The organism is Tropicimonas omnivorans, assembly GCF_031846565.1.
GTDB lineage: Bacteria > Pseudomonadota > Alphaproteobacteria > Rhodobacterales > Rhodobacteraceae > Tropicimonas_B > Tropicimonas_B omnivorans.
Genome location: NZ_JAVRHL010000001.1, coordinates 359,950 through 384,893, shown reverse-complemented (window position 1 = coordinate 384,893; position 24,944 = coordinate 359,950). Strand labels below are relative to the sequence as shown.

The following is a 24,944-nucleotide window of genomic DNA, read 5'->3' as shown; positions in this document are numbered from 1 at the left end:
CAGAGGACGATTTGTCGATGCTCAATTTTCCCGCTGCCCGGATGACGGACACGCATGTCTGCGCGCTGTGCCCCGCTCCCGCCGGCCCGATCCTGCCGCCCTGCTGCCCCACCGTCCTGACGGCGAAGCTTCCGCAGGCGCGGATGACCGACCGGCTCCTGTGCATCCCGCCCCTGCCCACCGGCTCGGACGTCATCGTCTTCGGCTCGCCCACCGTCCTCGTCGGCAAGCTGCCCGCCGCGCGGATGTTCGATCCCGTCGTCAAGCTCGGCGTGATCGCGAAGGGGGAGCCCACCGTCCTCATCGGCGTCATGGGCATCTCCTTCCCCGGAACGCTCGGCCTCCTGTCGACCTGGATGCTGCGGCAGCTGAGGGACATCGTCCTGAAGAAGCTCGAGACCTTCAACGATGACGACGACGATTTCGAGATCGAGATCTTCAAGAACGACTGGCTGAAGATCGGTTCGGTGAAGTGGACATCGGAGGCGAAGGCCGAGGGCTGGCTCGGCAAGTTCTCGGGCAAGTTCGAGTTCGTCTGGGTCGAGCTCGACGGCGTCGGCCACGTCGATGTGCCGATCATCGGCGGCGTCGGTCTGGCCGGAAAGTACCAGGCGGTTCCGGTCGAGGTCAGTCTCAAGGGCGGCATCGTCCACGGCGCTGACATCGAGGGCAAGGCCGGGATCGCGGCCGCGAAGGGCACCGCGGGCGGCTTCATCGGCAGCGATCCGAACAACCCGGCCTTCGAGGTCGGTGTCGCGGGGAATGCCTTTCAAGCCGAGGCGCACGGGCAGGCGGTCCTCGGCGAGGGCGGCTACTACACCGGCATCGGTGCGCGGGGAAAGGCGGCGGCGGAGGTCGTCTCGGGCGATATTTACGAGGAGAAGAACGTCGCCGTCACCGAGGATACGACGGTCAGCGAGCGCACGAAGGCCAGCGGCGCGCTCGTAACGGCGGGCGGCGAGGTCGGCGGCTGGGCGGTGCAGAACAAGGAGACGGGGCGCGTCCATACCGGCGGCACGGGCGAGGTGAAGGTCGGCGCCGGGGTCGGCATCTCGGGGGACGTGTCTGAAGGCAAGCCCTACACGGATCGCGGCAACAGGCCCATCTGACGCCAATGGATATCCCGGTTCCCTTCCTGACATCCCTCACGATCCCGGCGGATCAGCTCCGGGGCACCCTCGTTCAGGTGCCTTACGTCAATCCCGGTGCCCCCGAATTCGGCTTCACGGTGAACGTGCCGGCCAACTGGGACATCAGCACCTATCCCGAGGAAGCGCCCTCGCCCGATCTCTCCCCCCGCCTCCTGCTTCATGCCAGTCCCGATGCCGGGCGCCAGATCGAACTCTGCATCTTCGCCACCGTCCTGACCCGGGAGGTGAACCCGGTGGACTGGGCCGACGGGTGGCTGGAGCTGGGCGGTCAGGGCATCGTCGAGGCCCGCACCTGGAAAACCGAGTACGGCATCCTGATCGACGCGCTGACCCATGCCACCGACAGGGATGTCAAAGGCGTGCGCCGGTTCATGACGATCAAGGATGGGCCTCGCCTTTTCGTCATCGAGGCACGGATCCGGGCGGAGGATGCGGGCGCGGCAAACTTCGTCCAGAACGTCCTTCTCGCAGCAATCCAGAGCTTTGCGCTCAGCCGGGCCACGAAGGAGCGTTTTGCCGAGCCGTTCGACATGAAGGCGCTGCCCGGGCGGGTTCCCCTCGTCTTCCCGTTTCCGTCTTCATGGGAGGAGAGCGAGATCCCCGACGCGCCCGAGGGGGGATCCGGGCTTCTTCTCGACAATGCCGGGGCCGGCTCCATCCTCGTCGTCTCGGCGCCCGGATGCGATGCGTCGGAAGAGATCGAGGACGCGGCGCTGGACCGGATCGGTGCCCGGATCGACGTGAAGAGAATGGACGACGCCTACATCGCGGTGCCGAGATCGGTGATGAACGTCATCTCCCGGCAGGGCATCGGCCAGCAGGGGGATGCCATGGTGACGCTCGTGACGGGACGGATCGAGACCCCGGATGTCTCTGCCGCCGCCATCCTCGTCGCTCCCTCGCAGGATACGAGTCCCCAGGGCTTCGCCATCGCCCGCCGCGCCTTCGAAGTGCTGGTGGAGGAGATGCAGCCGGCGCGATGAGCGCCGCACTGCCCATGCGGGCGCCCTCCGCCCGTTCATCTTTCTTCAAATACCCCCGCCGGCAGCCGGCGCGTCTGTCGCCCCCGGGGCCGTGGCCCCCCACGGGACCTCCCGGCCCTTAACCATTCTCACAGCTTCGCGAGTTTTGCCCCGCCGCTGCACGGGTCTCCTTCCGCGAAAGCCCTTCGATGCGTATCCTCGCCGAAAAACACGCTGCACGAGCAGTGACAATAACGAGGGCAGAGACATGAAAAGAATGATGGCGACGGGATTCATACTGGCGGGCGTGGCCTTCGGGCCGATGGGCTGCGCCGGACCGGTGGAGACGTCGATACGGCCGGGTGCCCGGCCAGCCGGAGGGCCTGTGAGCATTCAACCGACCCGCAACGCGGGATTCGACCAGTGGATTTCGGGCTTCACCGCACGGGCGCAGAACCAGGGCATCCGGGGCGAGACCCTGTCCCGCGCCTTTGCCGGCGTGACCTACGATGAGGATGCGATCCGGCGGGACCGCAGCCAGGCCGAGTTCCACAAGGCGATCTGGGAGTATCTCGACGGAGCGGTCAGCACCGCCCGCATCGCGAACGGCCGCGATGCGCTGGCCCGGCACCAGGGGACCCTCTCCGCGATCGAGGCGCGATACGGCGTTCCGGCCGAGGTCGTCACGGCGGTCTGGGGCATGGAAAGCGCCTACGGCGCAATGCGCGGCTCGTCGGACATCGTCAGCTCCCTGTCCACCCTCGCCTATGACGGACGGCGGGGCGAGTTCTTCGAGGCGCAGCTCATCGCCGCTCTGAAGATTCTGCAGTCGGGAGACGTGGCGCCGCGCTCCATGACCGGCAGCTGGGCCGGTGCGATGGGACATACGCAGTTCATGCCGACCTCCTATCTCGATTACGCCGTGGACTTCAGGGGCGACGGCCGGCGGGACATCTGGTCCGACGATCCGACCGACGCTCTCGCCTCGACCGCGAACTATCTCGCAAAGCACGGCTGGAACCGGGGCCAGCCCTGGGCCGTCGAAGTGGTCCTTCCGCAGGGCTTCGACGCCGCGCTGACGGGGAAGGAGACGAAGCGGCGACCGTCCGACTGGGCGCGGCTCGGCGTGCGGTCCGTCGCGGGCGGCACGGTCCCGGATCACGGGCAGTCGTCCATCCTCATCCCGGCGGGCATCAACGGTCCCGCCCTGATGATCTTCGACAACTTCCGCGTCATCGAGCGCTACAACTCCGCCGACGCCTACGTGATCGGCGTGGGCCACCTTTCCGACCGCATCGCGGGCGCTGGGCCGATCCGGGGTGCCTGGCCGCGGGGGGAGCGCCCGCTGGCCTTCACCGAGCGCAAGGAACTCCAGGAACGGTTGACGCTGGCCGGCTTTTCCACCGGCGGTGTCGACGGGAAGATCGGGCCGGACACGACCGCCGCGATCCGCCAATGGCAACGCTCCGTCGGCCTGGCGCCGGACGGGTTCGCCTCCGCCGCGGTCCTGGCGAAGCTGCGCTGAGGACTACTGGAGCGACAGGCTCTCGAGGGCACGGCCGGTGATCGTGCTCTCCAGATCGCTCGTGGAAGCGAGTTGAACGCGCTGGGCGTCGATGTTGACGATGGCGACCAGCGCATTCTGTGCTTCCGCGTCCGGCAGGGCGACGAGCCTCAGGTACATGAGCCCGAGGGAGGGGATCCGGTAGGTTCCGATGAGCTGACGCCCGGCGGTGCCTCCGATCTCGACATCCTCGAGGGTGATCTGCTTCGCCTCCGGAAAATCCTGAACCGCGAGGGGAAAGGCGTCCTGCGTCAGGAGCCGGTCGAGAAGCCCGGTTCCGGCGCCGTCCTCCGCCTCCGGCAGCGTCGCGGTGAGGATGTTGAGATTCTCGAGAAGGCGCACCCGACCTTCTTCTCCGCCAAGGGCGAAGCTGATCTTCACGACGCCGCCGGACGGGGCGCTGTCGATCAGCGTGAGGAACCTGTCCGAGACGGGAACCTCGAGCGTGAACGGCACCGGGATATCTCGGCCAGTCGACTCCGCCAGTGCGGCGTCGGCGGTGAACGTCTCTTGCCGGAGCGTATCGTCGCCCGCGAGGCTGGCGGGATCGAAGGTCGCCTCCTGCGCGGTGGCCGCGGCGGTGACGAGGCAGGCCGCGAGGCCTGCGGCGAGGGCGGTGGCGCGGAGTTGCATCGGGGAGAATGACCTTCGTTCAAATCGCTCGACCCCACGTTAATCCGGGGGGCGATTCGGCGCCAGTCCGCCGTCAGTCTGCCCTCAGTCCGTGTCCGTTCCGTCTTCGGGGGCGTCGTCCGTCTCTTCATCGGGACCCGGGGCGAGGAATTCCAGCGTCCCCAGGGTCCACCCGCTATAGGTATCCGCGAACTGCTCGTCATTCGCCACCGGCATCATCGCCGGGCGGATGTTCGAGATCGCGACCAGCGCATCGGTGCCGTCCGGCTTCATGAGACCGACATGGCGGAACAGGATCTCCCCCGCCTGCGGCTCGGTGAATCGTCCCACCATCTGCACCGCATCGAACCCTTCGAATTCGGCAGGGCCGAACGCCAGGATCTCGGCATCCGGGAACACGTCCCGAAGGGCCGGAAAGCTGCGCAGGACGAGAAGGTTCGCGAGGGCGAACTGGCGCCCGTCCTCGTCCTCCGCCTCGATCTCGGCGCCGGTGATCGAGAGGCTTTCGATGAAGACGCCATCTTCGGTGAGGAAATTGACCGCGAAGAGCCGGGCCGGTCCGGGGTCGTCCTGCACCACGACGCCCTCGGCCCTCGGCACCTCGAGCGCGAACGGCTGGTCCACGTCGAGATCGCTGACGGCGTCCCTGATCTCGGTCCGATCGGTCTCGAGGAGCCCCATGGCGGACAGGAATTCCGGGCGCGGCGGACGTTCCGTCTGCTGGGCGACGGCCGGGAGGGCAGTCGCAGCGACGGCGAGCGCGGCGAGGAACTGGCGGAGTGTGGTGTGTTTCATTTCGCGGAGCCTATCCGCACGCTGGCCGGGGGCAAGGCCGCGCGGACGCGGCTCCCGGCCTTTCGCCGGCGGGATCAGCCGCACGTGACGCGCACCACGGTTCCCGCGCCATCGGTGAAGAAGTTCACACGGCGGGGCAGGTATTCCTGCGTCACGATGGCATCCGGCGGGATCACGCGGACCGGGCGCCCGGACACAGCGGACTCCGCCACGGTTGCCGGCTGTCCGGTGAAGCCCCTGAACTCGTCGATCTGGCAGGTATCCGGTTCCCGCGTTTCGAGGCCGCTGCGGGACTGGTCGATGCCGCTTCCCGTCGCCGGCGGCGTCGCGGGGTCGAAGGTCGATCCGGAAGGGGGCATGTCCGACCCCTCGTCGATGATCGAGGATGTGCAGGCCCCGAGGATCGCGGTGGAAGCGATCACGATGGGTAGTGCGCAGCGTCTCATTCGTGCCTCGTCTCTGGTTGCGTTCAAGCTTCGTCTCGGCCATCCCTTAGCTAGAACGGCGGCAGAGGGAAGCGAACATGAAGACGCGCGCGGCAGTAGCATTGAAGGCCGGGGCACCGCTCGAGGTGATGACGGTCAACCTCGAAGGACCGCGGGACGGTGAAGTCCTCGTCGAGATCATGGCCACCGGGCTGTGCCATACGGACGAGTTCACCCGCTCCGGAGACGATCCCGAAGGCAATTTCCCCGCGATCCTCGGCCACGAGGGCGCCGGTATCGTGCGCGAGGTCGGACGCGGCGTCACGTCGGTGAAGCCGGGCGACCACGTCATCCCGCTCTACACGCCCGAGTGCCGCGAATGTGAATACTGCCTGAACCCCAAGACGAACCTCTGCCAGTCCGTCAGGACGACCCAGGGACAGGGCCTGATGCCGGATGGAACCAGCCGCTTCACCACCGAAGACGGCGATCCGATCCTGCACTACATGGGCTGCTCCACCTTCTCGAACTTCACGGTGATGCCGGAAATCGCACTGGCGAAGGTCCGTGAGGACGCTCCGTTCGACAAGATCTGCTACATCGGGTGCGGCGTCACCACCGGCATCGGCGCGGTGGTTAACACCGCCAAGGTCGAGCCCGGCTCCAACTGCGTCGTGTTCGGCCTCGGCGGGATCGGTCTGAACGTGATCCAGGGTCTGCGGATGGTCGGCGCCAACAAGATCGTCGGCGTTGACCTGAACAACGACAAGAAGGCGATGGCCGAGCGGTTCGGCATGACCCACTTCGTCAATCCCAGCGAAGTCGAGGGCGATCTCGTTCCCTATCTCGTGGACCTCACCGGCGGTGGCGCCGACTACAGCTTCGAGTGCATCGGCAACACCAATGTCATGCGCCAAGCGCTCGAATGTGCGCACAAGGGCTGGGGCGAGAGCATCATCATCGGCGTCGCCGGAGCGGGTCAGGAAATTTCCACCCGTCCCTTCCAGCTCGTCACCGGCCGCTCTTGGCGCGGCTCCGCCTTCGGCGGCGCGCGCGGCCGGACCGACGTGCCGAAGATCGTCGACTGGTACATGGACGGCAAGATCGAGATCGACCCGATGATCACCCACCACCTCAAGCTCGAGGAGATCAACAAGGGCTTTGAGCTGATGCATGCGGGCGAGTCGATCCGCTCGGTCGTGGTCTACTGATCGCAGGCGTGGCGCCTGCAACGGGCGCCATGATACTCGGGACGGGAGCGCAGAGGGCGGGGACGAATCCCGCTCTCCCGCGATCTGCCCGGGGCCGATTGCCTTGCGGCCCGGGCATATCACGTCCGGGACGCCTCTTCGGCCTCCATGACGCGATGTTCGCTCCGGGACGAAACGCGGCCGGAGGCGGCGCCGATGTCTCGGGGCGTTTACGCCCGCGGCGGCGTCCGGAGCCTTGAGACGCAAGACCTTCGGACAGGATACGACGCCCCATGAGCATGACCATCCGCCGCGTCGGGGACGCCGACAGGGCCGCCGTCTGGTCGCTTCTGAAGCCGGTCTTCCGCGCCGGGGATACCTATGCCATCGATCCCGAGATCACCGAGGCGGATGCGTTGGCCTACTGGTTCGGCGGGCAAGTGGCGCTCGTGGCGGAACTGGACGGGGAGATCGTCGGAACGGCGTACCTTCGGCCGAATGCTGCGGGTGGCGGATCCCATGTCGCCAACGCGGGCTTCGTCACATCCTCCGCCCATCGCGGGAAGGGGATCGCCCGGCGGCTGCTCGACCGTGTTCTCGCCGAGGCGACCGAGGCGGGCTACGCCGCGATGCAGTTCAACTTCGTCGTCGAGGCCAACGCCAGGGCCGTCACGTTGTGGACCATGAGCGGCTTCAGCGTGATCGGGCGCATTCCGCAGGGCTTCCGGCTGCCCGACGGGACCGTCTGCGACGCGCTCATCCTGCACAAGACGCTCTGACGCCCGGGCATCGGGTGCGAAAGGGCTTTCGCGAGTGCGACGGGCGCGGTACGGGGGGCCATGGCCGAAGATAGACCCCTCCTCGCCGTCCTCATCGATGCGGACAACACCTCCCCCAAGCACGCGGGGGCGATCTTCGACGAGATCGCCACGCTCGGGGAGGCCAGCGTGCGCCGCTGCTACGGCGACTTCTCCAGCCAGCAGATGTCCGGCTGGAACCGGGTTCAGGCCGATCACGGCCTCGTCCCGCACCATTCCCCGGCCAACACGGTGGGCAAGAACAGCTCCGACATCAGCCTCGTGATCGACGCCATGGACCTGATGCATACCGGGCGCTTCGACGGCTTCGTCGTCGTGTCCTCGGACAGCGACTTCACCCGCCTCGCCAGCCGCATTCGCGAGCAGGGTCTCGACGTCTACGGCATCGGCCAGAAGAAGACGCCGGACGCGTTCCGCAAGGCCTGCCGCCGGTTCATCTTCCTTGAGAACATCGGCGCGCTGCCCGACACGCCGGACAAGCGAGAGCAGGAAAAGGCATCGGAGACGCGCCCGGCGACGGATGCGCGTGATCTGTTCCTGCGGGCGATGGACGGGATCGAGCAGGATGACGACTGGTATCAGCTCGGTCAGCTCGGCCAGTTCATCATGGCCGCAAATCCCGATTTCGACGTCCGGACCTACGGCAAGAAGAAGCTGTCCGACCTCGTTCAGGCGATCAAGCTCTTCGAGACGCGCCGCGGCACGAACAACCAGCTTCTCGTCCGCCGGATCGACTGAGACCGGCGGCTCGGCCGCAGGAACCTCGCATCAGGGCAGGGTGTGCCTCGCCCGGCCGGCGTCAGCTTCCCTTGCCGGCTGTGCCGTAGCGGGCGAGGAACATCTCGACGGCGCCGTTGACCACCCGCTCCCGCTCCGCCTCGTCGAACCCGGTGCAGAGGCCGGCCATCAGGCGCGAGAAAAGATCCGCCTTGCACAGCTCGATGAACTGGTCGGCGGCGAGGGAATGATCCTCCACCAGCAGTTCACCTCGCTCCTCGGCCGCGGCGATGTATTCCATCAGGATTCCGCGGACGCGCTGGGGCCCCGAAGCGTAGAACTGGTTGCCGAGCTCGGGGAAGCGCTGGCACTCGGCGACGCAGGTCCGGAAAAGGTTGGCCCCGAAGGGGGACGTGAAGAACGCGACGAGGCGGGTGGCCGCCAGCGTCAGCACTTCGCCGGGCGCTGCGGACAGGTCCACCTCGCACATCGCGTCGGCGGTCTGCATCTGGCATTCGCCGATGCCAATCTCGATGAACAAGAGGCGCTTGTCGGGGAAGTAGCTGTAGAGCGTGGCCTTGCTGACCCCGGCTTCCCGCGCGATGTCATCGACGCTCGCGCCCTCGAACCCGTCCCGCAGGAAGACCCGGCGCGCGCCGTCGATCACCTGATCGTACTTCCGGCCTCGTCTGATCTTTCCGGTGGGCGCGTTCATAAGGTCCTCCCTTTAGCGGAAGATAGTGATCCGGAGCCCTGTTCGGCAAGGGTCAGCCTGCGGGCCGGACCTCGATCGTGACATCACGGCTCACGGCGGGGGCAGGGGAGACGCCCTGGCTTTCGCCATGCGGCCAGGTGAGGTGCGGCAGGCTGATCGTGAGCGGGCCGGCGCCGGCGGCGGAAGCGGCCCCGCCGAGGACGAGGGCGAGAACGAGCGGCTTGAGGGCTTTCATGGCAGGAACTCCTTTGACTGAAAACTGAACTCAAAAGTTCAGATATACGTCCCGGCGGCCTGAACAAGGGGAGAAGTGAACCAAACGGTTTACCTTTTTGACGCACCCTCCGAGGGTGGTGCGCTGGCGAGGCTGCGCCGACCGTGCTACCGCCCTGTGCAGCCATGATCGCGATCTTCCTCCAGACGCTCCCCTTCTTCGGCCTCGTCGGTATCGGCTTCCTGGCCGGTCGGTCGGGGTTCTATTCGCGCGCCGCCAACGACGCGCTGACGCGGTTCGTCTTCTTCTTCGCGCTCCCGGCCATGCTCGTCGGCTTCGCCGCGGATCTTCAGATCGCCGAGGTCTTCTCCTGGTCCTTCGTGGCCGCCTACCTTTGTGGCACGGCGCTGGTCTATGCCGCGGCCACGGGCGCCGCGGTGATGCGGCGGCGGGGCATGGCGGAGGCCGCCGTGGAATCCCAGATCGCGGTGATCGGGAATACCGGCTTCCTCGGCATCCCGATGCTGACGCTGCTCCTCGGCGAAGCCGCGATCGGACCGCTCCTGCTGATGCTGGCGGTGGACCTCCTGGTGTTCGCGACGCTCTTCGTGATCCTGCTCAGCGCGAGCCGGGGCGGGGGGCTGACGCCGGCCGTCATCGGCCGCGCGCTTCTCGAACCCTTCCGCAACCCGATGGTGGTCGCCATCGGCGTGGGCTTCATCCTTGCGGGGCTTCGCGTGCCGTTGCCGGATCCCGTGTCGGAGATCGTCCGGATCCTCGGGGCGGCAGCGACGCCCTGCGCGCTTTTCGTCATCGGCGGATCCCTGGCGCACAAGAGCGCGGAGCGATTGAGCGTCGCCACGTGGCTCTCGGTCTGCAAGCTGCTGCTCCATCCCGCGGCGGTCGGTGTCATGGCACTGGTCGTCTTCGAGGTCGATCGCTACGCGGCGGGTGTGATGATCTCCGCAGCCGCGCTGCCGGTCGCCGGCAACGTCTACATGCTCGCGCAGCACTACAACGTCGCGCCGGCGCGCGCGTCCGCGGCGATCCTCGTCTCCACCATCGCCTCGATTCTCACCATTCCGGCGGTTGTCGCCCTCGCCGCGGCCGGCTGAGGCTTGCCCGGCAGGCGGACGGCCGTTACGCCGCAAGGGGTGATATCGGGATGGAGCGACGCGCAATGGAAACCTTGTCCGAGAACCGCAGCTTCGGAGGCTGCCAGGGGGTGTACCGGCACACGTCGGAGGCAACCGGCACCGAGATGACCTTCGGCCTCTACCAACCGCCTCAGGCGGAGTTCGGCAAGGTGCCGGTCCTGTGGTTCCTCTCCGGCCTGACCTGCACCCACGAAAACGCGATGACCAAGGCCGGCGCGCAGGCCTTCGCCGCCCGGCACGGCATCGCCGTCGTCTTTCCCGACACCTCGCCGCGCGGCGAGGGCGTGGCCGATGACGAGAGCTTCGACATGGGGCAGGGCGCGGGCTTCTACGTCGATGCGACCGAGGGGCCGTGGGCCGAGCATTTCCAGATGCGGACCTACGTCGCCGAGGAGCTGCCCCGTCTCGTTGTGGATCGCTTCCCGATCGAGAAGAACCGGCAGTCCATCACCGGACACAGCATGGGCGGGCACGGCGCGCTGACCCTGGCGATGACGCTGGAGGACCGCTTCGCCTCCGTTTCCGCCTTCGCGCCGATGGCGCACACGACGCAGTCCGAGTGGGGGCAGCGGCAGCTCGCAGCTTATCTCGGCGACGATCCGGCGGCCCACGCGAAAGCCGATGCGACGCTCCTGATGCGCGATGTCGGCTTCAACGGACCGGTCCTCGTCGACCAGGGCACGCAGGACCAGTTCCTCGACAAGCTGAAGCCGGAGGCGCTGGCCGAAGCGATCGCATCGAAGCGCCAGCAGGGGACGTTCCGGATGCAGCCGGGTTACGACCATTCCTACTTCTTCGTCTCGTCGTTCATCGCGGATCATATGGCCTTCCACGCCGAGGCCCTGCTTCCGTGACCATTTACGTGGACGGGGATGCCTGCCCCGTGAAGGCCGAATGCGAGCGGGCAGCCACGCGGCACGGGGCCGAAATGAAGATCGTCTGCAACGGCGGGCTCCGGCCGTCAGACAATCCTCTGATCGAGGTGGTGTACGTGGATGAGGGGCTCGATGTTGCCGATCGCTGGATATCCGAGCGCGCGGGCGCCGGCGATATCGTGGTGACCGCTGATATCCCGCTCGCATCCGATTGCGTGGCGCGCGGCGCGGCGGTCCTCAAGCCGGACGGCGAGGCGTTGACGGAGCGCAACATCGGCAACGTCCTCGCGACGCGGGACCTCATGACCGACCTACGCTCGGCCGATCCCTTGCGGCAGGGGGGCGGGCGCCCGTTCTCCAAGGCGGACCGCGCGCGGTTCTCGGCAGCGCTGGACCAGGCGTTGCGGAAGGCGGCCGGGTAGGGGGCACGAAGCTGGCCGAGGCCCGGCTGAACGGCCGGTCGGGCGAGGGCCGTCCCGCCTTGCCTATCTCAGGAAGACCTCCGCCCGCGCGGCCCGTCCTTCCGCGTCGATCACCGACAGGGACAGGAACCCTGGGCCGGGCGCGTCGATCACGGTTTCCCGGCGGCGCTCCCCGGTCGCGACGGGCGCGCCGCCGGCGAGCCACGTGAAGGGCGGCGTTCCGTCACGCACCTTCAGGACCAGCAGTCCCTCTGCCTCGATCTCCGTTCCATCGCGCGGGAAGGACAGTTGCGGCGCGTCGGCCTCCGGCCCCCCATCGGCTCCGAAGCGGCGAAGGGGCGCGGGAAGATCCGGTCCGAGAAGGACGGAGGCGGGCGGCGGGGGCAGGGGATCTGTCCGGGGTTTCAGGCGCCCGAACGCCTCGAACAGGATCGGCGCGGCGAGATCGCCGCCGAACGCGCCAGGCACCGGCGTTCCGTCCGGCCGCCCGAGCCAGACCCCGATCACGTGATGCCCGTCATATCCGATGGCCCAGGCGTCCCGGTGACCGTAGCTCGTGCCGGTCTTGTAGGCGAGGCGGATGCGCGGGGCGGCCGGTGGCGGTGCGATGCCGGAGAGGATGTGCCCCACCTGCCAGGCCGCGCCCTCTGGCAGGACCTCGCGCCCCTGCGACGGCACCGCGCTCGTGTAGCTCAGCGGCATTTCCCGTCCGCCGCGTCCCAAGGCGCCGTAGAGGCGCACCAGGTCCTCGAGCGAGAGACCCACGCCGCCCAGGGCCACCGCCAGACCGGGCTCGCCGCCGGGCAGGCGGGGGGAGGCCCCGGCGCGGCGCAGATGCGCGAGGAGGCGAGCGGGGCCGACGGCTTCGGTGAGCGCCACGGCCGGAATGTTGAGCGAGAGCTGCAGGGCCTGCCGCACGCGAATCGTGCCGCGCCAGGCGCCGTCGAAATTGGTCGGGGCATAGCCGCCGGCGAAGACGGTGGGGCGGTCCTCGATCAGCGTCTCGGGATGGGCGAGGCCGCGGGCGAAGGCGAGGCCGTAGATCAGCGGCTTCAGCGTCGACCCGGGGGAGCGGACGGCGCGCGTCATGTCCACCGCGCCGCCGCGCCGCATCGAGAGGTATCCGGCGGAGCCGACGCTGGCGAGGACCTCTCCGGTGCGATGGTCGGCCACGAGTATTGCCGCGGACAGCCGGTCGCCCCCGTCCCGCGCGGCCCGCGTGGCAAGGGTCTCGAGGCGGGTCTGCAAGCCGAGGTCGAGAGAGGTGCGTATCGTCTGCGCCGACGGATCCTTGCCTTTGAGCCGGTCCGCCAGATGCGGCGCATGGGCGGGGAAGGCACGACGCCGGGTGGGCACGGGGCTTCGCATCGCCGCCTCCGCGGCCTCCGCGTCCAGAACGCCCGCCCGGACCGCGCGCAGTAGGACCCGGTCGCGGGCGGCGCGCGCGGCGGCGGGATCGCGATCCGGGCGGCGGGCCTCCGGGGATTGCGGCAACGCGACGAGGAGCGCGGCCTCCGCCGGGGTCAGGCGGCGCGGCTCCTTGCCGAACCACGCCAACGTCGCCGCACGCACGCCTTCGAGGTTTCCGCCGAACGGCGCCCGGTCGAGGTAGAGCCGGAGGACCTCGTCCTTGGACAGCCGCCGCTCCAGGGCAAGCGCCACGCGGGCCTGCCTGATCTTGCCGGCCCATCGCCCTGTCCCGCTCTCCTCCAGAAGGCGCGCCGCCTGCATCGTAAGGGTCGAGCCGCCGGAGACCACATGGCCTGCCTTGGCTGCGGAGAGGGCCGCGCGCAGCATGGCACGGGCATCGATGCCCGGGTGATCGCGGAACCGCCTGTCCTCGTAGGCGGTGAGCATCGCGATGTAGAGCGGATCGACGTCCGAAGCGCCGGCCCCCAGGCGCCAGCGTCCGTCTGCCACCGTGTAGGCGCGCATCAGGCGGCCCTCGCGGTCCAGCACTTCCTGGGACAGCTCGGCCGTCAGAGGCGGCAGGACCGTGCGATCCACCCAGCGATCAAGCCCGTCCCGCAGAGCCGCCCCGAGACCCAGCACAAGGGCGAGCCCCGCGAGGCCAAGGGCGGCTTTCCTCACTCGTTCACCGTGACGGTGCCGACGCCGGTGCGCCCGCGGAACTCGGGCCGGTACATGTCCTCCACCAGCGCGGCGGGGTGGCGGTAGGTGCCGGGGGAGACGGCGCGGACGATGTAGGCGATGCGGAACGGATAGCCGGACCGCCAGTCCACCTGAGCGAGGAACCGATCCTCCCGGAACTCCGCATGCTGCGTCTCGGCAGGCTCCAGCCAGGGAAGCTCCCGGATGTCCCCCCCGCGCAGGAGGTTCGGGTTGTCGATCTCGAAGCCGGCGGGCAGCGGATCATCGACCATCAGCCGCGCCTCCTGATCCCCGAAGGGCGTCACGGTGAGGACGGCGACGAGGCGCTCCCCCTGGGCCACGGTGGACGGATCGGCCGGCGCACCCTCGGTCGTGTAGTACTCCCGCTCGATCCGGTAGCCGGAGCCGCCCTCCGGCTCGTCCGCCTCCGGAACGCCGAAGGCCGTGAGCGTGATGTCCGTCTCCGTGCTGCCGCCATTCGTGACGGTCAGGGGAGAGCGGGCCGCGTCGTCCTCCAGCACCCGGACAAGGGCATCGCCTGCCGGGGCGCCGTTCACCTCGAGGCCGGAGGCGGCGACGGCATCGCCGACCGCCCGCGCGGCCAGGAGCGTCCAGACGGCTTCCTGCGTCGATCGGGTCCGGCCCGGCGCCGTGACACGGGCCGCGAGAGCGTCTGTGTCCACCGCCTCGCTTCCGGCGCCGGCGGCAAGGGCGAGAAGGCCGGCCGCGTCACGCAGGCTTGTGCCGTAATCGCTCCGCCAGATCGCGCGCTCCGGGTCTTCCGTCCGGTCCAGCATCGTGGCGGCGCGGACGAACATCGCATCCGCGCGCTCCGGATCGCCGTACATCGCCAGCGCCGCGCCGATCTGGGCCGCGGCGAGGGGTGTTCCGAAGTCCCGCCCCTTGGCATCGGCATAGTAGCGCAGATCGCCGATGGCGGCCTTTCCCTCCCGCGCCAGGACCATGAGCGCATAGGCCAGATCGACCCCGCCCTCGTTCGTCCCGGCATCGAAATCGGGGGCGATGTTGACCTTGTTCTGAAGGTTGTCGAGGGCGCGGGTGAAGGCTTCTTCCGGAACGTCGATCCCGCCAGCGCGCGCGCGGGAAAGAAAGTCCGTCGCATAGGCGTCGAGCCAGAGATTGCCGTCCAGCGGCTGCCACAGTCCGAAGCCGCCGCCGGCGGATTGGCGGGCGAGGACGCGCGTGACGGCCCCCTCGATCCGCTTCGGCACCGTTTCCTGCCCCGGCAGATCCAGCATCGACGCCATCTCGGAGAAGTAGAGCAGCGGCATGGCAGCGCTCACCACCTGCTCCGTGCAGCCGTACGGGTACCGGCCGAGCGCCGTCAGGAGCCCCGGCGCATCGAACCGGGCGACGGGGCCCAGAGCGACGGTTGCGGTGCCGGTGCCGGGGACGAACCCGGCGAAGGCGTCGGCCCCGAGCGTCAGCGTCTGTCCGGGCGCGAGGGAGAGGCGGGTGCGGCGTGCGATCTCGGGATCGTTCACCTCGACCGGCAGGGTCAGCGGCTTGTCCCGCCAGGTCTCTGCGCCGGGCGGCAAGAGCGAGACATCGATCGTCGCCAGACCCGGATCGCCGGCCGTCACCGGGATCTCGATCACGCGCGACTGCCCCTCGGCGAGCTCCACCTCGCCGAAATCGTCGGGCAGATCGAGCGACGCACCCTCCGCCGTGACCTCGACCTGGGCAATGCCTGTGGGCCCCTCCGCATGGGTGAGCTCGAGCCGCAGGCGCGACGTGTCCCCTGGCGCCATGAAGCGGGGCAGGCCCGCATTCACCACCACCGGATCGCGCACCAGAACCTCGTCCTCGGCCGACCCCACACCCGATGCCGACCACACGACGGCCATCAGTTTTACCTGGCCGTTGAAGCTCGGCATGTCGAAGGTCGCGCGGGCCGTGCCGTCCTCACCGACTTCGACGGGGCCGGAGAAATAGGCGACCAGTTCCTCCTGCGGCGGTGGCGCCTGCATCCGCAGCTGCGCCATCGCATCCCCGCCGGACCGGAGCGCGCCCATCTCTCCCGTCCGCCCGTCGATCAGGCGGCCATAGATGTCACGCAGGGCCACGCCGAGGCGCTGCTGCCCGAAATAGTGCTCGCGTGGGTCCGGCGCCTCGAAGGAGGTGAGGTTCAGGATACCCTGATCGACCGCGGCGATCGTGGCATAGGCCGTCTCGCCGGGGGCGATCCCCGTCACGTTCAGGGCAACGTCGAGGGGCGTCCGCGGGCGCGCCGTCTCCGGCGCCTCGATGGATGCGACGAGCGCACGGGCCCCGGGATCGACGGAGGCGTGGGCAAGGCCGAGCGCGCGCACTGGATCGCGGCCGTCCGTTTCCGACACGCCCCGCACCAGGGACGCGGCGACATAGGCGCCGGCGCCCCATTCCTCCGTCACCGGAAGCTCGATGACCGTCTCTTCCCCGGCCTTCGCCGCGACGGTTTCCATCCCGACCAGCCGGTTCGTCAGCACCGTCACGAGGGCGGTGCCGTCGAAGCGGGGCACGATGCGCAGGCGCGCGGTGTCGCCTTCGGCATAGCGCTCCCGGTCGAGCGAGACCTCGAGCATGTCCGGCGTCTCGGAGGCGTCGGGCGCGGCATACCAGCCTGCGCTGAACTCCGCGGAGGCGGCGACATAGGCTCCGTCCGTCCGCTCCACCACCAGCTCGTACTGCCCCCATTCGACGGGTGCCTCGATGCCGGCAGGTTCCTCTCCGAGCGCGATCCGTCCCGTTGCGACCCGCACCCGGCGCGTCACCGGCTCCCAGGACCAGTCGCCGTACTCGGAATACCACTGGTACCGCGTTTCGAGCCGGTTCAGCGCCCACTCCGCCTGCATCGGAACCGGTGCGCCATCGGGGCCGACCGCGATCACGTCGAATCCGGCGGGGCCGCCCTCCGGGGCCGTCTCGTCGAAGCGCGTGCGGATGCCGATCACCGGAGCCTCGCGCTCGATGGGCGCCGTGATCCGCCGCTCGACCGGGCGCCCGGACCCTTCGGTCACGCGCACCGTCACCCGCGCCTCGAGCGGAAGCGGCGGCGGCACGAAATCGGGGAACTCGAGGGGGATCGCCACCGCCCCGTCCGCCCCCGTCCGGGCCGATGCGAGGGAGGCCGCGCGTCCGGAGAAGCTGTCATCCGGTTGCCCGAAGACGTAGCCCGGCCAGTCCTCCAGCGTCCGCCTCGCGGCGATGAGCACCTCGCCCTCGACGGACAGGTCCGCCCCCGGCGCGCCGAACAGGTAGTCCGCCTGGACCCGGAGCGGCGGCCGCCCGTCCAGCGCAAGGGGCCCGTCCGGCAGGCTGGGCGTCACGTCGATCCGCTCGGGCAGGAAGTCCTCCACCAGCAGGGGTTGGCTCGCGAGGGCCGGCCGCTCCGGATCGACATGGATATCGAGCCGCCAAGTGCCGCGCGGCGCTGCCGACGCGACGGGAAGATTGAAGACATGCCCGCCGGCGACCCCGTCCGTGGAGGCGATGCGGGAGTACTCGACGCCGTCGGGCCGGATCAGGATCGCGGTCAGCGGCAGGTCACGGACCGCGTCCGCCTGTCCGTCCCGCACGAGGGTTGTCGCATGCACCGTTTCGCCGGCGCGGTAGGCGCCCCGGTCCGTGGTCAGGAACACATCGAGGGGCCCCGGCGCGGCGCGCCCGGCGACGCCACGATCGGCGAGGTCGAATTCGGGATCGGTGAGGGAGAGGAACGCCATGTCCTCGGCCCCTCCGTCCGTCCTTGCCTCGGCCACGACGAGAGCCGGCGCCGCCCCGTCCCGGCCCTGCGACAGGCCCGGCGCGAAGACGGCATGACCCGCCTCATCTGTCTCAGCCTCGCCCAGAACCCGGTTCGACCTGGAGACGAGCTGCACGGACAGCCCCTCCGAAGGCGTTCCGTCCGCCAGCGATCGGGCGAAGACATGGGTGCCGTCCGTCCCCTCATAGCTCGCCAGTCCGATATCGGAGATGACGAACCATTGCGTTGCGGGCGGCGTGTCGTAGGGATCGGCGCCCGGAACACTCGCCTGCAGCGCATAGAGGCCGGCGGGCAGGGCGCCGATGGCCTCGCCCATGGGCAGCCGCGTGGTCACGTCCGCGTTCAGCTCCTCGCCCACCTCGCCTGTTCCGGACCAGACCACGTCGGAGAGGGTGCCTTGCATCTCCTCCTCGTTCCACGGCTGGAGGTTGCGGCCGAAAAGGTCATCCACCATCAGTTCGCGCAGGTTGCGGTCCGGAATGCTGTAGAGCGTCAGGTCGATCTCGGAGAGGTTGACCGTGACCACCGGCAGGCCCGGATCGCCCGTCTTCGGCAGCACGTAGGCCCGCCCCGGAAAGCGCACGCCGGGTGTCCTGTCCCGCACGTAGAGGGTGACCGTCGCGTCCCGGGCCATGGTCTGTCCGTCTTCGGCGGGAAGACCGGCGCGGAAGGTGATGCTGTAGCGATCTCCGTGGGAGACGCCCTCGAGACACAGCTCCTGATCCTCGGCCTCGACCGTGACCGATGTGCCCGGAACCTGGACGTAAGGCTCGAAATCGACGCCCCGCGCCAGGGATTCGGAGAAGGTGGCGCAGATCCGCGGCATGGCCGGATCGCTCTCGGCCCGCGTTTCGGTGATGCGGAAGCCGAACTGGCCGATGGCCTCGTTCAGGGCGGTATCGCGCGCTCCGTCCGGGGCGAGGTCCGCCGCCAGCCGCCGCACGGGGATCGTGTCGCGCCCCCGGCCGGATCGCTCCAGCGCGGCTGCCAGGGTGTCCAGCGCAGCGGCGCCGAGGGAAGGCTCGTCTGAACGCAGGTAGGCGTTCAGCGCGGCGTTGATGGCAGTCTGGGCGTATTGCCGCGTATCGCCGTCTCGCTGCGCCGCAACCAGGGCCGCTTTCGCATGATCGAGCCAGAGATCGGCGCGACCCGTCCGCGCCGCCCCCTCGCCGGTCAGGGCAAGGGCGGCCGCGACGTCGTTCCGGCTCCGCGCATTGGCCGCCAGGGCGATCAGCTCCGGCACTTGCCGCTCTGTCGCGGGATAGCGGCGTGGCAGGGCGAGAGCCTCCTCCCGTGCCGCCTCGAGGTCGCTCCGGGGCAGATCGCCGAGATCCGCCGCCCTTTGCTCCGCCAGCGCGATGGCTTCGGCGCCGGCTTCGACGAGCCGCGCGGAGAGCGCCCCGTCATAAGGCGCCCGCCCCTCCACCGATCGTTTCGGGAAGCACGAGTTGCTGCGCGTGTTGAAGGTGAAGGCGCCGCATTCGGCATCCGCCGTGCAGGCGCCTCGGCAGGCTTCGAAGGTGGTGTCGAAGATCGACCGCAGATCGCCGCCCGGAAAGTCCGTGCCCTCCTCGACCACGATGCGCCGCTCCGGGATCGGCGGTGCCTCGGATGGTCCCTGCGCGAGGGCGCCCGTGGTCAGCGCGGCAAACGCGATTATTGCGAGAATGGGGCGAAGCATGGCGGATCCTCCCATGATCCGGGCCGCGCCTCAAAGGCCGGGCGCCGCTCTCGGCGCGGAGGATCGCAAGTGCCGCGCCCGCTGGCAACGGTTTCCTGCGGGAACAGGGGGCGCCGCACGGTCATCTTTCCGGCAAGTCCCCCGGTCCGCAGGGCAGGGCTCCGTTCTCCGCTGGGATAGACCCGGCCCGCATTTCGGGTCCGCGAGGGCCTTGATCGGAGACGTCCCGCGACGTCCCGGCGGCGCCCTGACCTTGCTTGTCCACCGGGCATCCCCTAAATCGGGCGGCATGGCGATCAGACCGATCCTCATTCACCCGGATCCCCGGCTCAAGAAGGTGACCGCGCCCGTCGCGGACATCACCGATGATCTGCGGACACTCGCGGACGACATGCTCGCGACGATGTACGATGCCCCCGGCATCGGCCTCGCCGCGCCGCAGATCGGCGTCATGTCGCGGCTCATCGTGATGGACTGCGTCAAGGACGAGGGGGCCGAGCCGCGGCCCACCGTGATGTTCAACCCCGAGATCGTGGCCAGTTCCGACGAGCGGCGCGTGCACGAGGAGGGGTGCCTGTCGATCCCGGAACAGTTCGCCGATGTCGAGCGTCCGGCCTTGGTGCAGGTGCGCTGGATGGACAGGGACGGCAAGGCTCAGGAGGCCGAGTTCGACGAACTCTGGTCCGTCTGCGTCCAGCACGAGATCGACCACCTCGACGGCCGGCTCTTCATCGACTACCTCAAGCCGCTGAAGCGCCAGATGATTACCCGCCGGATGCAGAAGCTGAAGCGGGAAATGGCCCGCGCGTGATGCCGCCGGTGCCTCGAACCCGGCCGGTGCGCCTCGTTCCCGCGGTGGTTGCCGCGGCCGGGGATTGCAGGCCGGGCAGCGCCGGACCGAAGGCCTGCGAAGCCGCCGGCTGGTGGGCGCATGTCGGCATTTCGTGCTCGCGCCGGGCTCGACCCGTTCTACGGCAGGGCCCGTCTGGAAGCGATGATGTCGGGTGCGCCCGACCCCGTCAAAATACTGGCAGGCACGATGCCCGCCGCCTTAATATGAAGGACAACGCATGATACTTCCCATTCTGAACCACCCCGATCCCCGTCTCGCGAAGGCCGCCCCCGAAAGCGGCGGCGTGACGAGCGATCTTCAGATCCTCGCCGCCGACCTTCTCGAGACCATGTATGCCGCGCCGGGCCGTGGTCTCGCCGCGACGCAGGTGGGCCGCGAGGCGCGCATGTTCGTGATGGACACGTCCGACTGGCAGGACGGCGGCCGCCGGCAGCCCTATGTCTGCATCGACCCCGAGATCACCGAGCAGGGGTCCGAGACTGCTTCCGAGGACGAGGGCTGCCTTTCGATTCCGGGCATCAACGCCTCCGTCGAGCGCCCCGAAACGGTCACGCTGGCCTGGACCGACCTCTCCGGCAATCGCCAGACCGAGGAGCTGTCCGGCGCCAAGGCGCGCGTCGCCCAGCACGAGATCGACCATCTCGACGGCAAGCTCATCCTCGACCGGATCGACCCGGCCGAGCGCGAACGCCTCGAAGCGGCCTCGGCCGAGTGAGCGTCCGGCCGATCCTGCGCTGGCCCGACCGGCGGCTCAGGACGGCCGCGGACCCTGTCGCCGGGGTGACGGACGAGATCCGGACCATCCTCGGCGACATGGTGGACACAATGGAGGCGATGCCGGGTGTCGGCCTCGCCGCGCCCCAGATCGGCGTCATGCTGCGCCTTGCGGTGGTGGACGCCTCCGAGGGGCGGGGCGAAGCGATCCGGATGATCAACCCCGAGATCCTCCATTCCTCCATCCAGCCCCGGACTCATGACGAGGCGAGCCCCTGCCTGCCCGGCGTTTCCGCCAAGGTGGAACGGCCGCGGGCGGTCACGGTCCGCTTCCTGAACACGGCCGGGGAGATCGAGGAGCGCGACCTCGTCGGGCTCTGGTCGACCTCCCTGCAGCATCAGATCGACCATCTGGACGGGAAGATGTATTTCGACGGTCTGAGCCGCACGAAGCGGCAGATGCTCCTCAAGCGCGCGGAGAAGCGGACGGCATGAGACTGATCTTCATGGGAACGCCCGACTTCTCGGTCCCTGCGCTCGATGCGCTGATCGAGGCGGGGCACGATATCGTCGCCGTCTACACCCAGCCGCCCCGCCCCGCGGGCCGCGGCAAGAAAGACCGTCCGACGCCGGTCCACCGCCGTGCCGAAGAGGCCGGCATCGAGGTGCGCCATCCGGTTTCCCTGAGGCCCGAAGAGGAGAAGGCGCGCTTCGCCGAGCTCGGCGCGGAGGTCGCGGTCGTGGTGGCGTATGGCCTGATCCTGCCGCGTGCGATCCTGGACGCGCCGGAGCGCGGCTGCCTCAACATTCATGCCTCGCTCCTGCCGCGCTGGCGCGGGGCGGCGCCCATCCAGCGCAGCGTGATGGCCGGGGACGATGCGACCGGTGTCTGCATCATGTGCATGGAAGCGGGGCTCGATACCGGCCCCGTCCTTCTGCGTCAGGAAACCCCCATCGGCCCGACCGATACGGCTGGCGACCTGCATGACCGGCTGGCCGCGATCGGCGCCACGGCGATCGTCGCGGCGCTGGACGGGCTGGCGGGTCTCACGCCGCTGCCGCAGCCCGAGGACGGCGTCACCTACGCGGCCAAGATCGACAAGGCCGAGGCGAGGATCGACTGGTCCCGCCCGGCCGAAGAGGTGGACCGGCAGATCCGCGGCCTCTCTCCCTTCCCCGGCGCCTGGACCGAGATCGATGGCGAGCGCGTGAAGCTCCTGCGCTCCCGCGCCCATCAGGGGGACGGCGAGGCGGGTCAGGTCATGGCGGGGTTCACGATCGCCTGCGGGACCGGAGCCGTGGAGGTGCTGGAGGTTCAGCGCGAAGGCCGAAAGCCGCTTGCCGCGGAGGAGGTCCTGCGCGGCCTCGTCCTGCCGGGACGGATCGGCTGAGATGACGGCGCGCGCGGACCTGCCGGCCGCGTGGCTTGCCGGTGGGCGGACGGAGTGCAGGGGCGCGGCGGACGCGCTCTTCCCGTGGTTCAGCGTCACCAAGACCGCGATCGCCGCTGCCGCGCTGAAGCTTCACGAAACGGGCAGGCTCGATATCGAGGCGCGGATTCCCGGCAAGCCGTTCTCCATGGCCCAGCTTCTTCAGCATCGTGCCGGCCTGCCCGATTACGGCGCCTTGCCGGAGTATCGCGAGGCCGTTGCCCGGAGGGCCCCGCCGTGGCCGCGGGAGGAACTGCTGCGCCGCGCCGGGGCCGGGAGGCTCGTTTACCCGCCGGGGCAAGGCTGGCGCTATTCCAACATCGGCTACATGCTTGCCGGCCGCATCGTGGCGGACGCGGCGGGAGGGACGCTCGCGGAGGCGCTCCGAACCCTCGTCGCCGATCCGCTCGGCCTTGAGACCATGCGCCTTGCGGGAGCCGAGGACTTCGCACGGCTCCATTGGGACGCGGACGGTTACGATCCGGGTTGGGTCTATCACGGCTGCCTCGTCGGCACGGCCACGGATGCCGCGCGGATGATGGACGGCATTCTCGGAGGCGGGCTTCTGCGGCCGGAGACGCTGGAGCGGATGCAGCGGCGCCATCCGCTCGGGGATGGCATTCCGGGCCGCCCCTGGACGCGGCATGGCTACGCGCTCGGCTTGATGTCGGGCGAGGTTGCGAGGCTCGGACGGGCCGTCGGTCATTCGGGCGGCGGGCCGATCGGGAGCTGCGCCGTCTATCGCTTTGCCGATCTCGCGGCGCCGGTGACGGTCGCCGTCTTCTCGCCGGGCACCGATGAGGGTGTGCCCGAAACGGAGGCGGTGCGCCTCGCGTCCTTCAGGGCTTGAACGGCTTCATCCCGGCGCGGGCCAGCTCGTCCGCCCGCTCGTTCTCCGGGTGGCCGGCATGGCCCTTCACCCATTCCCACGTCACGTCATGGGTCTGCTGCGCCGCGTCGAGGCGCTTCCACAGCTCCTCGTTCTTCACCGGCTTCTTCGAGGCGGTGCGCCAGCCGTTGCGCTTCCAGCCATGGATCCAGCCGGTCACGCCGTTCTTCACGTAGGCGCTGTCCGTCACGACGGTGATGCGGGTCGGACGCTTGAGGCTTTCGAGCGCGTGGATCGCGGCCAAAAGCTCCATGCGATTGTTGGTCGTGTTCGCCTCGCCGCCCTTCAGCTCCTTTTCCCGGACAACCGCCTCCCCCTCCTTGGCCTGGAGGAGGGCGCCCCAGCCGCCGGGGCCGGGATTTCCGGAGCAGGCTCCGTCGGTGAAGGCGAAAAGATGAGGCATGGCGCGGGGGATAGAGCGGGAGCGGAGCGGCGTCCAGCCCGTCAGGCCAGCGCGGCGACGAGGCCGAGGCTGATCGTGACGATTGCCGTCAGGGGAATGCGCAGGGTCAACCACCATCCGGGCGCCAGACCGGCACGCTGGTAGAGCCAGTCCAGGAGCAGAAGCGCGAGGAAACCGGCGATCACGGCCCGCGCCGCATCCGCCCCTCCGCCGCCTGAGAAGAAGAAGGCCCAGAGGGCCGGAAGGACCGAAAGGGCGTACCAGTGCCACCGGGCGCCGGCGTCTCGCGCCGCGAAGCCCCAGAGAACGCCGGACATGAAGCAGAGGATCACGACGCCGTAGAAGACGGCGACGTAGGGCGCGGTGAAGCGGCCGCCGAGCGACAGGTAGGCCCAGTCGTTCAGAGCGGGGACAAGGGCGCAGGCCGCGCCCCACAAAAATGGCAGGAGCCCCGCGGCACCGAGGAGGGCCGCAGGAAGTGGGACGGCTCTCACGCGGGCTCTCGCAGGGCGCGGGGGACCTTGAACTCCACCCGCTCCACGGCCGTCTCGACCAGTTCGACGCGGAGGTCGTACCGCTCGCGGAACGCGTCCACGACCTCGTTTACCAGAACCTCGGGGGCGGAAGCGCCGGCGGTGATGCCGAGCGATTCGACCCCCTCGATGGCACGCCAATCGATATCGGAGGCGCGCTGGACGAGCTGGGAATAGCGGCAGCCGGCGCGAGCGCCGACCTCGACCAGGCGCTTCGAGTTCGACGAGTTCGGCGCCCCGATCACGAGAAGCGCGTCGATCGCCGGCGCCATCGCCTTCACCGCCTCCTGGCGGTTGGTGGTGGCGTAGCAGATGTCTTCCTTGTGCGGTCCGACGATGGCGGGGAAGCGCGACGTCAGGGCCTCCACGATCTCGCGGGTATCGTCGATCGAGAGGGTGGTCTGCGTCACGAAGGCGAGGCGCTGGGGATCGCGGACGTCCAGGCTCGCCACGTCCTCCGGCGTCTCGACCAGGAGGACCTCACCGTCCGGGAGCTGCCCCATCGTGCCCACCGTCTCGGGATGGCCGGCATGGCCGATCATCACGATCTGGAGACCTTCCTCCGAATGCCGCGCCGCCTCGATATGAACCTTCGAGACGAGAGGGCAGGTCGCGTCGACGAAGATCATCTCCCGCCGCGCAGCTTCGGCCGGGACCGCCTTCGGGACGCCATGAGCGGAGAAGATCACGGGGCGATCCTCCGGGCATTCCTCGAGGTCCTCGACGAAGATCGCGCCCTTCTCCCGCAGGCCGTCGACGACGTAGCGGTTGTGGACGATCTCGTGCCGCACGTAGACGGGAGCGCCCCATTTCTCGAGCGCCATCTCGACGATCTTGATCGCGCGGTCCACGCCGGCGCAGAAGCCGCGCGGGGCGGCGAGATGGATGGTGAGCGGGGGGCGGGGCATCTCGGTCATGGCCCAAG

General features: G+C 69.2%; 24 protein-coding genes. 14 read left to right on the top strand and 10 right to left on the bottom strand.

The window, feature by feature from the left end; genetic code table 11:
- Positions 1–17: 17 nt before the first annotated feature.
- From RM543_RS01960 to RM543_RS01950, 3 genes are all read left to right on the top strand, one after another.
- Complete coding sequence (locus RM543_RS01960) at positions 18–1,109, top strand: PAAR domain-containing protein (protein ID WP_311689110.1); 1,092 nt, start codon at positions 18–20, stop codon at positions 1,107–1,109.
- Between the two features lie 5 nt (positions 1,110–1,114).
- Positions 1,115–2,134, top strand: a complete 1,020-nt coding sequence (locus RM543_RS01955; protein ID WP_311689108.1) for a hypothetical protein — start codon at positions 1,115–1,117, stop codon at positions 2,132–2,134.
- Positions 2,135–2,390: 256 nt separating this feature from the next.
- Positions 2,391–3,638: a lytic murein transglycosylase gene (locus RM543_RS01950; RefSeq protein WP_311689106.1), complete on the top strand. Its 1,248-nt coding sequence runs from the start codon at positions 2,391–2,393 to the stop codon at positions 3,636–3,638.
- A gap of 3 nt (positions 3,639–3,641) precedes the next feature.
- Here the strand turns inward: RM543_RS01950 and RM543_RS01945 are convergent, their stop codons facing one another.
- From RM543_RS01945 to RM543_RS01935, 3 genes are all read right to left on the bottom strand, one after another.
- A complete protein-coding gene (locus RM543_RS01945) occupies positions 3,642–4,310 on the bottom strand; it encodes a hypothetical protein (RefSeq protein WP_311689104.1) in 669 nt (222 codons plus the stop codon).
- Positions 4,311–4,394: 84 nt separating this feature from the next.
- On the bottom strand, positions 4,395–5,105 hold the full coding sequence (locus RM543_RS01940; RefSeq protein WP_311689103.1) for a hypothetical protein: 711 nt from the start codon (positions 5,103–5,105) through the stop codon (positions 4,395–4,397).
- 74 nt (positions 5,106–5,179) lie between these two features.
- Positions 5,180–5,551, bottom strand: a complete 372-nt coding sequence (locus RM543_RS01935) for an I78 family peptidase inhibitor (RefSeq protein WP_311689101.1) — start codon at positions 5,549–5,551, stop codon at positions 5,180–5,182.
- A gap of 77 nt (positions 5,552–5,628) precedes the next feature.
- Here RM543_RS01935 and RM543_RS01930 point away from each other — a divergent pair, with 77 nt between their 5' ends.
- The 3 genes from RM543_RS01930 (at position 5,629) to RM543_RS01920 (ending at position 8,276) form a co-directional block, all read left to right on the top strand.
- Complete coding sequence (locus tag RM543_RS01930; protein ID WP_311689099.1) at positions 5,629–6,741, top strand: S-(hydroxymethyl)glutathione dehydrogenase/class III alcohol dehydrogenase; 1,113 nt, start codon at positions 5,629–5,631, stop codon at positions 6,739–6,741.
- 272 nt (positions 6,742–7,013) lie between these two features.
- The gene (locus RM543_RS01925; RefSeq protein WP_311689097.1) at positions 7,014–7,499 is read left to right on the top strand and encodes a GNAT family N-acetyltransferase; all 486 of its coding nucleotides are present in this window, start codon (positions 7,014–7,016) and stop codon (positions 7,497–7,499) included.
- A gap of 60 nt (positions 7,500–7,559) precedes the next feature.
- Positions 7,560–8,276, top strand: coding sequence for an NYN domain-containing protein (locus RM543_RS01920; protein WP_311689096.1), 717 nt, complete (start codon positions 7,560–7,562; stop codon positions 8,274–8,276).
- 61 nt (positions 8,277–8,337) lie between these two features.
- Here the strand turns inward: RM543_RS01920 and RM543_RS01915 are convergent, their stop codons facing one another.
- Positions 8,338–8,970 (bottom strand): TetR/AcrR family transcriptional regulator, encoded by a 633-nt coding sequence (locus RM543_RS01915; RefSeq protein WP_311689094.1) that lies wholly within the window; start codon positions 8,968–8,970, stop codon positions 8,338–8,340.
- 52 nt (positions 8,971–9,022) lie between these two features.
- Positions 9,023–9,205 carry a hypothetical protein gene (locus RM543_RS01910; protein WP_311689092.1) on the bottom strand — a complete coding sequence of 61 codons (183 nt, stop codon included), beginning with the start codon at positions 9,203–9,205 and terminating at the stop codon, positions 9,023–9,025.
- 164 nt (positions 9,206–9,369) lie between these two features.
- On the opposite strand from RM543_RS01910, the gene RM543_RS01905 reads away from it, so the two are divergent.
- Genes RM543_RS01905 through RM543_RS01895 form a run of 3 tightly spaced genes read left to right on the top strand, consistent with a single transcriptional unit; the run spans position 9,370 to position 11,638 of the window.
- A complete protein-coding gene (locus RM543_RS01905; protein ID WP_311689090.1) occupies positions 9,370–10,299 on the top strand; it encodes an AEC family transporter in 930 nt (309 codons plus the stop codon).
- A gap of 50 nt (positions 10,300–10,349) precedes the next feature.
- Positions 10,350–11,195, top strand: a complete 846-nt coding sequence (fghA, locus tag RM543_RS01900) for an S-formylglutathione hydrolase (RefSeq protein WP_311689088.1) — start codon at positions 10,350–10,352, stop codon at positions 11,193–11,195.
- Positions 11,192–11,638, top strand: a complete 447-nt coding sequence (locus tag RM543_RS01895; RefSeq protein ID WP_311689086.1) for a YaiI/YqxD family protein — start codon at positions 11,192–11,194, stop codon at positions 11,636–11,638. The genes fghA and RM543_RS01895 overlap by 4 nt, the downstream gene beginning before the upstream one ends.
- A gap of 63 nt (positions 11,639–11,701) precedes the next feature.
- Here the strand turns inward: RM543_RS01895 and pbpC are convergent, their stop codons facing one another.
- Both pbpC and RM543_RS01885 read right to left on the bottom strand, forming a co-directional pair.
- Complete coding sequence (gene pbpC, locus RM543_RS01890; RefSeq protein WP_311689084.1) at positions 11,702–13,729, bottom strand: penicillin-binding protein 1C; 2,028 nt, start codon at positions 13,727–13,729, stop codon at positions 11,702–11,704.
- On the bottom strand, positions 13,726–19,197 hold the full coding sequence (locus RM543_RS01885) for an alpha-2-macroglobulin family protein (RefSeq protein WP_311689082.1): 5,472 nt from the start codon (positions 19,195–19,197) through the stop codon (positions 13,726–13,728). The genes pbpC and RM543_RS01885 overlap by 4 nt, the downstream gene beginning before the upstream one ends.
- Before the next feature lie 289 nt (positions 19,198–19,486).
- On the opposite strand from RM543_RS01885, the gene def (RM543_RS01880) reads away from it, so the two are divergent.
- The 5 genes from def (RM543_RS01880) (at position 19,487) to RM543_RS01860 (ending at position 23,044) form a co-directional block, all read left to right on the top strand.
- Positions 19,487–20,008 (top strand): peptide deformylase, encoded by a 522-nt coding sequence (def, locus tag RM543_RS01880; protein ID WP_311689080.1) that lies wholly within the window; start codon positions 19,487–19,489, stop codon positions 20,006–20,008.
- Positions 20,009–20,267: 259 nt separating this feature from the next.
- On the top strand, positions 20,268–20,765 hold the full coding sequence (def, locus tag RM543_RS01875; protein WP_311689078.1) for a peptide deformylase: 498 nt from the start codon (positions 20,268–20,270) through the stop codon (positions 20,763–20,765).
- Positions 20,762–21,259 carry a peptide deformylase gene (gene def / locus RM543_RS01870; RefSeq protein WP_311689076.1) on the top strand — a complete coding sequence of 166 codons (498 nt, stop codon included), beginning with the start codon at positions 20,762–20,764 and terminating at the stop codon, positions 21,257–21,259. Before def (RM543_RS01875) ends, def (RM543_RS01870) begins: the two co-directional genes overlap by 4 nt.
- A complete protein-coding gene (gene fmt / locus RM543_RS01865) occupies positions 21,256–22,155 on the top strand; it encodes a methionyl-tRNA formyltransferase (RefSeq protein WP_311689074.1) in 900 nt (299 codons plus the stop codon). The genes def (RM543_RS01870) and fmt overlap by 4 nt, the downstream gene beginning before the upstream one ends.
- Before the next feature lies 1 nt (position 22,156).
- On the top strand, positions 22,157–23,044 hold the full coding sequence (locus tag RM543_RS01860) for a serine hydrolase domain-containing protein (protein ID WP_311689072.1): 888 nt from the start codon (positions 22,157–22,159) through the stop codon (positions 23,042–23,044).
- Here RM543_RS01860 and rnhA read toward each other — a convergent pair.
- The 3 genes from rnhA to ispH are packed head-to-tail and all read right to left on the bottom strand — an operon-like array spanning position 23,034 to position 24,927.
- Positions 23,034–23,486 (bottom strand): ribonuclease HI, encoded by a 453-nt coding sequence (gene rnhA, locus RM543_RS01855; RefSeq protein WP_311689070.1) that lies wholly within the window; start codon positions 23,484–23,486, stop codon positions 23,034–23,036. The two genes, RM543_RS01860 and rnhA, sit on opposite strands and share 11 nt — an antisense overlap.
- A 41-nt stretch (positions 23,487–23,527) precedes the next feature.
- Complete coding sequence (locus RM543_RS01850) at positions 23,528–23,980, bottom strand: DUF3429 domain-containing protein (protein ID WP_311689068.1); 453 nt, start codon at positions 23,978–23,980, stop codon at positions 23,528–23,530.
- Positions 23,977–24,927 (bottom strand): 4-hydroxy-3-methylbut-2-enyl diphosphate reductase, encoded by a 951-nt coding sequence (gene ispH, locus RM543_RS01845; protein ID WP_311689844.1) that lies wholly within the window; start codon positions 24,925–24,927, stop codon positions 23,977–23,979. Before ispH ends, RM543_RS01850 begins: the two co-directional genes overlap by 4 nt.
- Positions 24,928–24,944 lie beyond the last annotated feature (17 nt).